Below are 13,706 nucleotides of genomic sequence, written 5' to 3' on the forward strand. Positions count from 1 at the left end.
AACATCAATTAAGATGAAGGTACATCATGAACATCAAACACAGACTGTTGAGTTCAGCTACGCTGCTCATTTTGCTTGCACTGCTTGGTTGTTCTCCTGCAAATCTAATAAAAAAAGAAGAAAAAGATGCCGTTGCCATAAAAGTAATGACGTTTAATATTCGATATGGCAGCGCCGAAGACGGAATTAACAGCTGGAGCAATCGTAAAGAAGTTGCCTTCGATGTAATAAGAAATTATTATCCAGATTTGTTAGGGATGCAGGAGGTACTCAAATTTCAGCTCGATGAAACACTCGATCAATTTCCGTATTATGCTTACGTGGGGGTTGGGAGAGATGACGGCAAAACAGGTGGAGAATATTCACCCTTATTCTATTTGAGGGAGCGGTTTATAGTTGATACATGCGGAACATTCTGGTTCTCTGATACACCTGAAATTCCAGGTTCGAAATCGTGGGGTAACGAAATTACAAGAATAAGTAGCTGGGCCCGGCTTTTTGACAAATTCACAGGAAATGTAATTGAAATTTACAATCTCCATCTTGACCACAAATCGAAAGAATCGAGAATTAAGAGCGCCCAGTTGTTACTCAGTAAAATCAATGAGAATATTCCCACTATAATAACTGGAGATTTCAACAGTTCCGAAGACGAAGAAACTATAAAGTTAATATTAAACAGCGGCTTTAAGGACACCTACCGTTTTGTCCATGCAAAATCAAGCCACGAGGGGACATATCATCGTTTTATAGGCGACGATAGAGGAGATAAAATAGATTTTATTTTCGTTTCGAATCATTTTAAAATAGTGGATGCAGAGATAATTAAAACATACAAACTGACAGGTAATAATAAGTACTATCCTTCAGACCATTTTCCTGTTGTAGCTGAAGTAGTAATAGATGTCCACCTTAAATAAAAGAATCCCGAAGCTTCTGAAGCTTCGGGAATTTAAAATTATCTCCCTAACGAATCGAGATATTCTTTCTTTTTTAGGAGAGTTTCTTTGTCTTCTACATGCTTGGGGTCGGGAACGCAGCAATCGACTGGACAAACAGCAGCACATTGAGGCTCGTCGTGAAAACCAACACATTCAGTACACTTGTCGGGGACAATGTAAAAGTAATCGTGCGAGAAAAATCCAGTAGCACCGGATGGAGCCGGATCGTCAGGGCCATAGGTTTTACCTCCCAGTGACCATTCAGCACCGCCTTCATAAATTGCATTGTTAGGGCATTCCGGTTCGCAAGCGCCGCAATTGATGCATTCATCAGTAATCATTATAGCCATTTTCAAATCTCCTGGTTTATTTGATAAAAGAAAATTTAGCTTAAAATCTTTCTAAAACCAATGAAATAATAATAAAAGGATAATATAACTTCAAGGGAAAAAGGACTTTCGCTCTTGAAATATCACCAGCTTCCGCTTGCACCTCCGCCTCCAAAAGAACCTCCTCCACCGCTAAATCCTCCTCCAAAGGACCCGCCGCTCCAACCGCTACCTCTACCTCCCATCGAACCGATAACCAGCCACGGCAGTAATCCCCCTCTCCTTCCACCTCTGGTTAAAAGTATGAAAAGTATTATCATTATTATGTAACCGATCGGTAATTTTATATCGTCCTTTTCTTCCCGTTTTTCATTAGTATATTCACCTTTGACAGCCATCATAATAGCTGCTATGCCCGACTTTATGCCTGAATAGTAATCGCCTTCCTTAAAATAAGGCCTTACTTCATTTCGTAAAATTGAACTTGCGAGCGCATCGGGCAAAACTCCCTCCAGGCCGTATCCCACTTCGATACGCATTTTCCGGTCATCTTTTGCAACAAAAAATAAAACTCCGTTATTTTTACCTGCCCTTCCTATTTTATTTTTTTCTGCAACTTCATAGGTATAATATTCGAGTGGGTAACCTTGTAAAGAACGAATCATAAGAAAAACAATTTGTGTAGAAGTTGAGTCGTCGAAACTTTTGAGTAAATAATTAAGCTCACTCAATTGCTGTTGTGCAAGTGTTGAAGTAAAATCGTTGGCATAATTTTTCAGAAGAGGTATTTCCGGCTGAGCCGCCAACTGAATTGTAATTAAAAATATTAATAAGACAATTTTTTTCATCAATTGTACATCTTAAAATTGAACTCTGGGAGCTTCTTCCGCTCCGGTTGCGGCTCGGAAATACTCTTTTTCTTTAAAACCCGACATATTTGCAATAATAGAAGCAGGGAAACGTTTGATTTGAGTATTGTATTCCTGTACTACCTGATTATATTTCATTCTTTCGACGGCAATTCTATTTTCCGTTCCTTCGAGCTGAGCCTGTAACTGCAGAAAATTTTCGTTTGCTTTCAGTTGAGGATAATTTTCAGAAACAACCAGCAATCTCGATAATGCATTGCTCAAACCATCCTGAGCCTGCTGAAATTTTCTAAATGCTTCAGGGTCACTCAATTGGTCAGGCGATAGTCGTATTTGACCGACTTTAGCCCTTGCTTCAGTAACAGCAGTATAAGTTTCTTTTTCGAAATTTGCCACGCCTTTTACAGTTTCAACTAAATTTGGGATCAGATCGTATCGTCTTTGATATTGATTTTCAACCTGGCTCCATGCCTGATTGACCTTTTCGTTCAAACCAATCAGATTATTGTAGATGCCCACACCCCATCCCACTATAACAAGAATGAGAATGACAAGTGCTGCAACTATGCCCAGTGTAATAATTAAACCTTTTTTCATCATACCTCCTGAAAAAATTAATTAGTAAGACTTCTCATAGGGGCAGGAATTCTGCCTCCTCTATTTATAAAAGCGGCGCTGGAAAGTCTTTTAACTTCCATAATTGGAGCTTTACCAAGCAAGCCGCCGTAATTAACAAAATCGCCAACGCCTTTGCCGAAAGCAGGAATAATTCTGACAGCAGTAGTTTTATCGTTAATAACTCCGATAGCAGATTCGTCGGCAATAATACCAGCTATTGTTTCGACTGGGGTATCTCCTGGTATAGCAATCATATCGAGTCCCACAGAACAGACAGCAGTCATAGCTTCAAGTTTTTCTAATGTCAGATTTCCACTTTGAACGGCACGAATCATACCCATATCTTCACTAACTGGAATGAAAGCGCCGCTTAGGCCTCCAACTGAAGAACTTGCCATCAAGCCGGCTTTTTTTACTGCATCATTCAACATAGCCAGAGCAGCCGTAGTTCCCGGAGCTCCAACATCCTCCAGGCCCATGGCTTTAAGAATATCTCCGATACTGTCTCCTTCAGCCGGTGTGGGAGCCAGTGATATGTCGACGATCCCGAAGGGAATACCGTTTTTTTGGGCTACTTTTCTACCGATTAATTCACCTGCACGTGTAATCTTAAAAATTGTTTTTTTAATTACTTCTGCAAGTTGCTGCAGGTCAACATGCCCTGCTTCACGGATTGCATCGAGTACAACGCCGGGGCCACTAATTCCGACATTGAGCACCACTTCCGGTTCGCTAACTCCATGAAATGCACCGGCAACAAATGGATTGTCCTCAACTGCATTGGCAAATACGACCAGCTTGGCGCATCCGATCGAATCGTTTTCTTTTGTTAATTCGGCTGTTTTTTTAATGACATCAGCCATCATTTTAACAGCGTCGATATTAATCCCTGTTTTTGTAGAAGCGACATTCACACTCGAGCAAACACGCTTCGTCGAAGCAAGCGCTTGGGGTATCGAATTAATTAGTTCAGCTTCGCCATTTGTCATTCCTTTTTGAACAAGAGCTGAATATCCAGCGATATAGTCAATACCAATATCTTCCGCAGCTCTGTCAAGTGTACGCGCAATTTCGATGAATTCCTCTTCTTTGCAGGAATCAAACGGTATGGAAATCGGGGTAACAGAGATTCTCTTATTGGCAATCGAAATTCCGTAATGCGACTCGATTTCTTTTGCATATTTAACGTGATTTTTCCCGTAACGAATTATTTTATCGTATATTTTCTGACAAGTAACTTTAATGTTTCTGTCGGAACAGTCCCTCAAACTTATTCCCATTGTAACCGTACGGATGTCAAAGTGTTCAATTTCTGTCATCCGTATAGTTTCAAGAATTTCTTCGAATTCGTATTGCATATCAGATAATCTTTATTTGTGATTGTCGATTAAATTCTGTGCATAAATCTGAAAACATCCTCATGCTGCAAATAAATTTTAATTTTAAGGTCGTCAGCCACTTTTTGCATTTCATTTTGAATTGCGTTCAAATCTTTTGGAGAAGCAGTAATATCGATAATCATTATCATTGTAAAAAAGTCTCCCATGATTCTTTGACTCAAGTCGAGGATATCACAACTATTTTCGGCAAGCGCCTTTGTGACTGCAGCAACTATGCCGGGTTTATTCAATCCGAACGAGGTGAGAATCACCTTGCCCGAATCCATACTCTTGTCTTCCAGATTTATATTGTCAATGTTCATCTTTTCGATTTTGGAGCGGACTGCATTTTTAATCTCATCTTTTGAAGCTCCCAGACCAAGTTCTTCGATTGTTTCGAGTGTAATTTTTCTAATAACGTCTTCCGTTATTTTCATGGTTTTGCTCCGTCATAATTTAACTGGAAATAAACGAGCGCACGGTTAAAAATTTCTTTGTTTCTTTTGTGTGCACTTTTTTCTGCAGCTTGGATACTTCCTCTGTAAAAACGTAACCATAAAAGAGCGCCATTTGCCATTCCGTCGAAAATACGTTCAGCCGCAAAAGCCTCCCCCGTAAAATAACCGAACAAAATGTTATATCCGAGAGATAATAGTCCTTGTAGATAATTGCCAGTATAAATGAGACCACTTCCCGGCACAATATAAGAAATTGTTTTTGCAAAAGTAACCGAATATTTTTCTTCGATAACATTCCTGCAAATTCGCTGCATCTCATACGACAATTGATTTTCCTTCAGAATCTGATAAGCCGATTCCCAATCTTCATCAAAAATGTGTATCCATGCCTTCCAGTATAAAAGCGAATCTTTTTTATTCTGGAATCTCGCATCATTCTCCATTTCATGAATGATTTCGCTGGCTCGTGGAAGTGTCCCTCTCAAAATATTCACCTTGACCATTTCGATTTTTGCCCTGAATTCGCTATTGGCATCATTAGCATCGAGCGCTGCTTTAAAAAAATATTTAACCGCATCGTCAAAGTGCGCACCTCCTTTATAAGATTTTCCTATCATCAGATTACAATAGTAAGAGTATTCCTGCTGACGATTAGTCGTCTCTGCAAAAAAAATGAGCCTTTTGTATTCTGTTATAGCATCAAAATAATTATGAGTTTTATAAAGACTGTCTGCTTTTGCCTTCAAAAACTCCAGAGAATTCTGAGCATTTATGGGACTTACAACAAATAGTAATATTAAGAGAAACTTTTTCATTGTAGTGTTAAGTCCGGTAAATAATAATTTCTTGAATGAAAATAAAATTTAATTTTTTTGGCAATTTCTATACGGATTTTTGCATTATAAATATTTGCCGAAGCAACCGAGCCATAAATATTTCCTGCATAAAATGCTGTTGCTATTCCGGCAAAAAGATAACCTCTAAATTTATGATTATGCTGAAAAGCCGATACGGAAAGATAAGCTGTTAGTCCTGTAACTATAAACGAAGTGACGCCGTCGCTTAAATTGCCTGTATAAATTTTTCCAGCTCCTGGAATAAAAGCTGAAAGAAGTCCGGCTTGTAATTCGCTCTTAAGTGGTGGATTAAGTTTAAGATAGTAGAGACTTTTTACTTCGGATCTGTTTGAATCCGGGAAGATCTCAAAGAATGCGGTCGTATCCTCTACTTTTTTGCCTTCATACAGATAAGATATTGCAGAAAGTAATTTCATTTTATCACGATATACTTCCGGTTGATAAACTTCATGTTGTGCCAGTTTTCTGAAATTATCGAATTTACCCGTCAAAAAATTCGACAGGTAAAATTTTAATTTTGCCTTATCTTCCAAACTCGAGTTAAAGAAAAGTGATTTGAAAGTTGCTGCGGCTTCTTCATAACGCTGCATGTTAAAAAAGCAGTCAGCGTACTTAAAGAGAGCAGTGTCGTTATACGAAGATTTAAGATAGGTTTTGTATTCATCCAGAGCTCTTAAATAATCATTTGTACTATAAAGGTAATTGGCAAATTTCAGCCGTAATTCTGGGGAGTAAAAATCGATGTCGGCTGTTTGAGCTACAAGCCTTAATTGAAGAAAAGAGAGAAGAAAAATTACAAGAAGCCTATTTATCGTCATTCAGAATCGCCTGATATTTTTTCGGTGAAAGCGAATAGATTTCGGGAGGGTCGTAAAATTTACCCTTCTTCGAAACGGGATAATGATTAAGTCCTTTGAAAAAATTGATATCTCGTTGAAACCTGTCAGAAAACATGAGAAATCCCTTAAATAATCCTTCCGCTTTGATTGATTTCACAAAGAATGCCGAACATGAAGGTTCGAAGGGGCAATTGTCGCCGTCAATATCGGAAATTAAAAAACGATAGCCGTTAGCAAGGAAAACAAGGAAGTCGTAATCATTCTGTTGAACCTCATCAATGCCATAGTCGACATAATTAATTTCAACCGCGCTCCATTTAATCCATTCGGCTTGTGCGTTCAATGTTGTGCCGAAAATCAATATATACAGTAATACTCGTATCATCATTCACTTAAAGTTAAGGTTCACTAAAATAATTAATTTTAACTACAAGATGGAGGGCGGAGATGAGAATTCCGCCCTCTAAAAAATTAATTGAAATGTTTCAAGATTTCTCGTGCAATAACAATTCTCTGAATTTCAGAAGTGCCTTCGTATATTTCTGTAATTTTAGCGTCGCGCAGATATCTTTCCACATGATACTCTCTAACATAACCATAGCCGCCATGTATTTGAATGGCTTCGAGTGAATTCTCGACCGCAACTTTTGAAGAATACAATTTTGCCATTGCTGCTGCTTCGATGTAATCCATCTGCCTGTCTTTCATAAAAGCTGCTTTAAGGGTTAGAAGTTTGGCAGCTTCGAGGTTAACCGCCATATCGGCAAGTTTGAACTGGATAGCCTGTAGATTTGCAATTTCGGAGCCGAAAGCTTTCCGAGTCTTTGAATATTTAACTGCTGCCGAAAAAGCAGCTTCGGCAATGCCGCAGGCTTGTGCAGCGATGCCAATTCTACCGCCGTTTAAGGTGTTCATTGCCACATTAAAACCTTTGCCGACTTCCCATAAAATATTTTCTTCGGGCACTTCGCAATTATCGAATAATAGTGAGCAAGTGTCGCTACTTCTGATGCCCAGTTTGTCCTCTTTTTTACCCTGTGTAAATCCCGGCATCCCTTTTTCTACAATGAAACAAGTAATACCTTTATGACGTTTTTCCCTATCGGTTTGAGCAAAGACCAAATAATAGTCCGCGTTAATACCGTTAGTAATCCAGTTTTTAGTACCGTTTATAATCCATTTACCACCTTTCTTAAAAGCAGATGTATGCTGGTGAGTAGCGTCGCTACCGGCTTCGGGTTCCGACAATGCAAAAGCCCCAAGTTTTTCGCCCCGCGCCAGGGGTTTAAGATATTTCTCTTTTTGATAATCCGTCCCCCATTCTTCCAGACCGTAGCATACCAGTGAATTGTTAACCGACATAATTACTCCTAGACTTGCATCTATTTTCGAAATCTCAATCATAGCCAGTACATAACTAATTGTGTCCAGTCCTGCCCCACCATAATCGGTCGACACCATCATGCCCATGAATCCCAGCTCCCCCAATTTTTTTACCAGGTCGTACGGAAAAACGGCGTTAATATCGCGTTCCACCACAGATGAAGCTACTTCGTTTTCCGCAAATTCTCTGGCTGTCTGTTGAATTAAAAGATGGTCCTCTGTAAGGTTAAAATCCATAAAGACTCCTGGCATTCGTTAAAATTATTTTATTTCTTATGAAACTAAGGAATGGAATTCCGAATATCAACCAAATTATTGACAGGCAATTAATTTATGGAGTATTTATATTTGGAATTATGAAAGACAATCCCAAAAAAATATTAAAAGGTCAGACGCTGAGTGAACTGCGCAATTATTTCGAATCGATCGGCGAGGCAAAATATCGCGGCGATCAGCTTTTTAACTGGCTCTATAATCATATTGTATTTGATGCGATGGAACTATCAAATTTTCCCAAAAGTTTGCGCATGCGACTGGCCGAAGAAACAGAATTTACTACTCTTACATTACTGGATAAACAACATTCAACCATAACAGGAACGATTAAATATTTGTTCTCAACAAATGACGGACACAAAATCGAATCGGTATTGATTCCCGACGGAGAAAGAAACACACTCTGTTTGTCGACACAGGTAGGCTGTCCCCTCGATTGTAAATTCTGTGCAACGGGATTAATGGGCTTTAAAAGAAATTTGACAGCTGGAGAAATAATTGATCAGTACCTCATAATTGCTTCTAATAACGGCAAAGAAAAAATAACAAATATAGTTTTTATGGGGATGGGTGAGCCATTAACCAATTACCAAAATACGTTGAAAGCTATCGAAATATTCACACACGAATTATCTAAAGGATTGAGTCGCAATCGAATCACAGTATCGACCGCAGGAATACCGGAAAAAATAAGGGAACTTGCTGATAGCAACCTTCGTGTAAAACTGGCATTTTCACTCCATTCTGCATTTAACGAAATCCGCAATAAAATTATGCCAATCAATAAAAAATATCCCCTCGAAAAAAATATTGAAGTATTGAAATATTATGCGGCCAAAACAAAAACACGAATTACTTTCGAATACACAATGCTTCGAGGTATTAACGATCGAAACGAAGATATAAAAGAATTAGTTAAATTGTGCAGTCAGATTCCATCTAAAATTAACATAATACCATTTAATAGCATTAAGCATATGAATCCAGGCGGAATTTCGGCAGAACTGGAACCGACTCCGTACGAAGAAATAATAAAATTTGCAGATAAATTGCGACAACACAACATAAGCGTTTTCATTAGAGATACTCAAGGCGACGATATTGCAGCTGCCTGTGGGCAATTGGCAGTTAAATATAACTAATTAAAAGTGAGTCAATCATGAAAGCAGCAATTATTATCCTGCTTTCGTTTATTCAGGTTTATTCGCAATCAACAGTAGAAAAAGCAAAAACTGTCCTCATATTACCTTTTTATGAACGACAGTTCAATGTATCGACAGAATTGTATCACTCTCTCAAGACGGGCTTTATGAGAGAAAATTATTTAGTACTGGCAAACGATACAGTGTGGAAAAAACTTGATAGTCTCGGCATTTCATTTTCCGACATCGATTCTGAGATTGCAGATTCGATAAAAAAAATCATCGACTGCGATTTAATTGTCTACGGAAGGATTGACGAGGATATTAAGCCACGCAGTTCATCTTTTCACGATCGAAACGTTTCTTATAAGCCTTTTATAATAAAAGTATACGATACGCGTTCAAAATCTCTGGTGCTCTATGAAAGGATAGAACTGATAAGCCGATGGGGACTTTTCAGCGACAATACTGAAATTCACGATATCGGATATAAAACGGCATTGAAATTAAGGGCGCGAGGCTACTAATGATAAATCGATCGTTAATTCTAATTTCGATAATTATAGCATCATACGGTTGTGAAGTGTCGAATACCGAACCAGAAGCACATAATTTCAGGTTCGAGCAATTAGATGGCTGTCAAACTCTCTTGTACCAGAATAGTCTGGATAAGTCAACCGCTGCAAAGGACAGTTGTTTTAATTACAGCTTTAACGAAAATTTAGTAGTTGAGTTTTGCGTAAGAGGAAACTGCTGTCCCGATTCCAACCGATTTGCTGTAGATGGAAAAGTAGTGGGAGACACTATCAACATAGCAGTCAAAGACACCGCAGCTAACTTATGCAGATGTATCTGCAATTACATTATTTTGGCAGAATTTCAGAATTTAACCGGCGACGAATATTTTGTTAAATGCATAGAAAAAGACTCGGGCAAAATTCTTTATCTGAGAGAAGTAAAACGTCGCTAACTTTTTTGAAGTTGTTTCGTCATATATTCATAAATTTTCCAATTATTCGAATGAAAAAACTGATAATAATTTGTTTCCTTTTTTCGTCTCTTGTTTACTCTCAGCAGAAAGGAACTATTAATGGTTTTATATACGACGTCTCCAATGGCGAGGCTCTAATCGGAGCAAATATTTATCTTAAAGGGATCAATCTGGGAACGGCTTCGAACACCAGTGGTTACTATGCTATCCCAAATATTCCCGAAGGGACATACGAGCTTACGGCAAGTTATATCGGCTACGAAACTTTTTCTACTAAATTCACAATTAAAAAAGGGGAAGAAAAAAGGCTCGATATTAAATTAACTCCGAAAGCTGTTGAAAGTCAGGAAGTTGTGGTTTCAGCCGATTCGGTCGGAGTGCCAGAAAGACTTTTCAACAAACCGGTATCGAAAATTGACCTTACCCCCGTTCAATTGAGCAGAGTGCCACAAGTAGTAGAAGCCGACCTGTTACGCACACTACAAAGCATGCCAGGCATTGTGCCTGTATCCGATTTTTCCTCAGCAATATATGTGCGGGGTGGTACACCTGATCAGAATTTATTTTTAATCGACGGCACGGATGTTTACAATCCCGAACATGCATTCGGATTGTTTTCTACTTTCAATACTGATGCAATTAAAAAAGTAGAAGTATATAAAGGAGGATTCGGCGCCGAATATGGTGGTCGCCTATCGGCAGTAATAAACGTTACCAACAACGACGGTAACAGAAAAAATTTCGAAGGGAAAACTACATTAAGTCTTCTTACATTAAATACTACTTTACAAGCACCGATTGGTAAAATTGGTTCGCTATCCGGCTCATTGCGCCGTACCTACCTCGATCAAACACTTGCAAAAGTAATTGATGACATACCAGACTATTATTTTCTGGATGGTAACTTAAAAGCCTTTTTTGATATTAATAATAAAAATAAACTAAGCATAAGTTTTTATGGCGGCATAGACGACCTCGATTTCAAGTTGGATGAAGACCGTCCTCAATCATTCGGCTTCAAATATGTTTGGGGAAATCAAACGGGGAGTATTAACTGGAAAACAATATTATCCCCAAAACTTTTCGGAAATTTCTGGATAACCGCCAGTAGATTTTTCTCTGATTTTAATATTGATCTAGTTGAATTCAGAGAGGAAAACAGAATTGAGGATTTTACTTTTAAAGGAGCGATTGATTATTTCTATAGCAAAGAGTTTAATTTTAAATTGGGTTTCGAACAAAAGAATATTAACGGAGCTTTAAAACAGAGTTTCACGTCTGCGCGCATCGATGTATCGAAACACAGAACTCTCTACTCACTTTATTTCAGTGCACAATGGAATCCAAATCCTCTCTGGAATATCGAAACGGGTCTGCGCTACGATTATTTCGATTCCGACAAAAATTTTAGTAATCTCGATCCGCGTTTGACAATCAAATATAGACTAACTGAGGAGAGCAACCTTAAATTTTCCACCGGAATTTTTCATCAATATGCAAACAGAATTCCGAGATTATTTTTCGTAAGCATCTGGGTCAGTGCCGACGATTACATAAACGGTTCCAGTTCAAACCATTACATCCTCAGTTACCAGCGCATGCTCACTAAAAATGTCGAATTGGAAATTGAGGGCTATTATAAAACATACAACAACATTTACTCCTTCAATCCCAATTATACAGCGGAAGTGGAACCGCAGGGTTATTCGGAAGACAATTTACCCATCTTTGCTTCAACCAAAGGTTTGTTCAACCGCGGTGATGGGCATTCGAAAGGCATTGAAATTCTGCTCAGAAAAGACGCTGGAGCATTAACTGGCTGGCTGGCCTATTCTTACGCACAAACAGAATATCTAATTAATAACGTTAACAATAACAATTATTTCAATCCCAGACACGACAGAACTCATGCAATAAATTTTGTACTCAATGCTGATCTAAACAATCTATTCAACGAATTATACGGAAGGAAATTTACTAATAGCAAAAAGCAATGGAATCTGGGATTAAACTTCACGTACTTTTCAGGACAACCAATTACACTCCCCGCTTCAGTTTATATTGCAAATTCTGTTCCCGACTGGGACTTAACCAAGAACAGTTTACAACTTTATCCTTCAGGAATAAATGAATTCAGGTTACCATATTATGCACGACTCGATCTTAGTATCAATTATAAAATATTATACGATGGATGGTCACTTTCTCCTTACATTCAGGTATTTAATCTACTCAATAGAAAAAATGTATGGTTTATTCAATACGAAAATGAAATTGAAAATAATACTGCACGATTGAAAGTTAAAGATGTAACAATGTTTCCAATTCTTCCAAGTATTGGCATTACAATAAAATTCTGATAAAATGAAAAAATATTTATTAGCAATACTTAGTTTGTTACTGGTAGCATGCGGTGAAGGTACCGTTGAAATTGGTACCGAACAGTACAAACCGAAAATTGTAGTTGAAGGGTATCTTATACCAGGGAGTTCCATAAAAGGAATTCGTATAACCAGAAATTTCCCGATTAACACTCAACCAAATCCTTTTGATCTTATTCTAAAAAATGCCAACGTTAAGATTACAGAGATTGAAACAGGGACTACAGAACTCCTTTCCTACAACGATTCAATGTTTTCATTTGAGGGTTCGGACAATTTTGTTATCAAATATAATAAGTCATACCGCCTAACAGTTGAAGCTGATATTGATGGTTATCGTCTCAGAGCCTCAAGCGTAACGACTACGCCTGCAGAAGGTTTCGAAGTCATACGTGGAGAGTCGGTACTCGATTCGATGAAATACCGTCAGAAGGAAACTGATAACAATGTCAAAAATTTCAAAGTTGTCTTTAAACCATCGCCTGGAACGGACTTTTATGCTTTTTCAATAGTTGCACTCGATGCTTCATATTCTACGTTTATTTACGATAATCCATATATCGCTGTCGATTCGTCGGACCTCGACGAGAATTTTGATAATTTGAGGAATCAGCTTAAATGGCTTCAGTACGTAAATTCATCGGCAGAAAAAATTGAATATGAGATCGAGTGGCTCGATACCTGGTTCTACGGCAGATACCGTTTAATAATTTATGCTGGGGACGAAAATTTCCGTCGCTTCCTTTTAACTCATAACAACGTTCAGGAACCAGATGGTAATTTCCATGAACCGTTGATGAACTTCGAAGGCGATGCCATTGGTATTTTCGGTTCGTATCTTGCTGATACTCTCTACTTCAAAGTTCTCAAGTAATATCTTCTCGTATTTATTATCTTTGTAAAAAAAATTTTTTTGTATGGGTTGGATTTACATATTAATTGCCGCTTTGTTCGAAATAAGCTGGGTTGTTGGCTTAAAATACAGCAACGGACTTACTAATCTTAAAGCGAGCATTTTTACCATAATTACAATGCTACTTAGTTTTTATTTTCTTGCACTCGGTTCAAAAGAATTGCCGATAGGAACTGCTTATGCTGTATGGACAGGCGCTGGAGCAGTTGGTACAGTAATTTACGGCATGTTCTTCTTTAACGAATCGAAAGAATTTTTAAGAATATTTTTTATTATGATGATTATTCTTGGAATAATAGGCCTGAAATTAACTGACAAACAATTTTGACA

16 protein-coding genes are annotated in these 13,706 nt (G+C 38.1%); 7 read left to right on the top strand and 9 right to left on the bottom strand.

What is annotated here, in order from left to right; translation table 11 throughout:
• The first annotated feature begins 26 nt into the window (after window positions 1-26).
• Entirely contained in the window at window positions 27-920 is an 894-nt protein-coding gene (locus ACSSV9_RS00290) for an endonuclease/exonuclease/phosphatase family protein (RefSeq protein WP_437345235.1), read from the top strand.
• A gap of 38 nt (window positions 921-958) precedes the next feature.
• On the opposite strand, the gene ACSSV9_RS00295 is transcribed toward ACSSV9_RS00290, so the two are convergent.
• From ACSSV9_RS00295 to ACSSV9_RS00335, 9 genes are all read right to left on the bottom strand, one after another.
• On the bottom strand, window positions 959-1,291 hold the full coding sequence (locus ACSSV9_RS00295) for a 4Fe-4S dicluster domain-containing protein (protein WP_437345236.1): 333 nt from the start codon (window positions 1,289-1,291) through the stop codon (window positions 959-961).
• 122 nt (window positions 1,292-1,413) lie between these two features.
• Window positions 1,414-2,118 carry a TPM domain-containing protein gene (locus tag ACSSV9_RS00300; RefSeq protein WP_437345237.1) on the bottom strand — a complete coding sequence of 235 codons (705 nt, stop codon included), beginning with the start codon at window positions 2,116-2,118 and terminating at the stop codon, window positions 1,414-1,416.
• A gap of 12 nt (window positions 2,119-2,130) precedes the next feature.
• The gene (locus tag ACSSV9_RS00305) at window positions 2,131-2,736 is read right to left on the bottom strand and encodes a LemA family protein (RefSeq protein ID WP_437345238.1); all 606 of its coding nucleotides are present in this window, start codon (window positions 2,734-2,736) and stop codon (window positions 2,131-2,133) included.
• A 17-nt stretch (window positions 2,737-2,753) separates the two neighbouring features.
• Window positions 2,754-4,115, bottom strand: a complete 1,362-nt coding sequence (locus ACSSV9_RS00310; RefSeq protein WP_437345239.1) for a PFL family protein — start codon at window positions 4,113-4,115, stop codon at window positions 2,754-2,756.
• A gap of 29 nt (window positions 4,116-4,144) precedes the next feature.
• On the bottom strand, window positions 4,145-4,423 hold the full coding sequence (locus tag ACSSV9_RS00315) for an ACT domain-containing protein (RefSeq protein WP_437345783.1): 279 nt from the start codon (window positions 4,421-4,423) through the stop codon (window positions 4,145-4,147).
• Between the two features lie 146 nt (window positions 4,424-4,569).
• Window positions 4,570-5,409, bottom strand: coding sequence for a hypothetical protein (locus ACSSV9_RS00320; RefSeq protein WP_437345240.1), 840 nt, complete (start codon window positions 5,407-5,409; stop codon window positions 4,570-4,572).
• Window positions 5,406-6,269, bottom strand: a complete 864-nt coding sequence (locus tag ACSSV9_RS00325; protein ID WP_437345241.1) for a tetratricopeptide repeat protein — start codon at window positions 6,267-6,269, stop codon at window positions 5,406-5,408. Before ACSSV9_RS00325 ends, ACSSV9_RS00320 begins: the two co-directional genes overlap by 4 nt.
• Complete coding sequence (yidD, locus tag ACSSV9_RS00330) at window positions 6,256-6,678, bottom strand: membrane protein insertion efficiency factor YidD (protein ID WP_437345242.1); 423 nt, start codon at window positions 6,676-6,678, stop codon at window positions 6,256-6,258. Before yidD ends, ACSSV9_RS00325 begins: the two co-directional genes overlap by 14 nt.
• An 83-nt stretch (window positions 6,679-6,761) precedes the next feature.
• Window positions 6,762-7,910, bottom strand: a complete 1,149-nt coding sequence (locus ACSSV9_RS00335; protein ID WP_437345243.1) for an acyl-CoA dehydrogenase — start codon at window positions 7,908-7,910, stop codon at window positions 6,762-6,764.
• 38 nt (window positions 7,911-7,948) lie between these two features.
• Between ACSSV9_RS00335 and rlmN the strand changes: the two genes are divergently transcribed.
• Genes rlmN through ACSSV9_RS00365 form a run of 6 tightly spaced genes read left to right on the top strand, consistent with a single transcriptional unit; the run spans window position 7,949 to window position 13,704 of the window.
• Window positions 7,949-9,091 (top strand): dual-specificity RNA methyltransferase RlmN, encoded by a 1,143-nt coding sequence (gene rlmN, locus ACSSV9_RS00340; protein WP_437345244.1) that lies wholly within the window; start codon window positions 7,949-7,951, stop codon window positions 9,089-9,091.
• Between the two features lie 17 nt (window positions 9,092-9,108).
• Complete coding sequence (locus ACSSV9_RS00345) at window positions 9,109-9,618, top strand: hypothetical protein (RefSeq protein ID WP_437345245.1); 510 nt, start codon at window positions 9,109-9,111, stop codon at window positions 9,616-9,618.
• Window positions 9,618-10,061: a hypothetical protein gene (locus ACSSV9_RS00350; protein WP_437345246.1), complete on the top strand. Its 444-nt coding sequence runs from the start codon at window positions 9,618-9,620 to the stop codon at window positions 10,059-10,061. Before ACSSV9_RS00345 ends, ACSSV9_RS00350 begins: the two co-directional genes overlap by 1 nt.
• Before the next feature lie 50 nt (window positions 10,062-10,111).
• Window positions 10,112-12,442 (top strand): TonB-dependent receptor, encoded by a 2,331-nt coding sequence (locus tag ACSSV9_RS00355; protein ID WP_437345247.1) that lies wholly within the window; start codon window positions 10,112-10,114, stop codon window positions 12,440-12,442.
• Between the two features lie 4 nt (window positions 12,443-12,446).
• Window positions 12,447-13,337 carry a DUF4249 family protein gene (locus ACSSV9_RS00360; RefSeq protein WP_437345248.1) on the top strand — a complete coding sequence of 297 codons (891 nt, stop codon included), beginning with the start codon at window positions 12,447-12,449 and terminating at the stop codon, window positions 13,335-13,337.
• Between the two features lie 43 nt (window positions 13,338-13,380).
• Window positions 13,381-13,704, top strand: a complete 324-nt coding sequence (locus ACSSV9_RS00365) for a DMT family transporter (RefSeq protein WP_437345249.1) — start codon at window positions 13,381-13,383, stop codon at window positions 13,702-13,704.
• Window positions 13,705-13,706 lie beyond the last annotated feature (2 nt).

It is taken from the genome of Melioribacter sulfuriphilus (assembly GCF_051488685.1).
In the GTDB taxonomy this organism is placed as follows: Bacteria; Bacteroidota; Ignavibacteria; order Ignavibacteriales; family Melioribacteraceae; genus Melioribacter.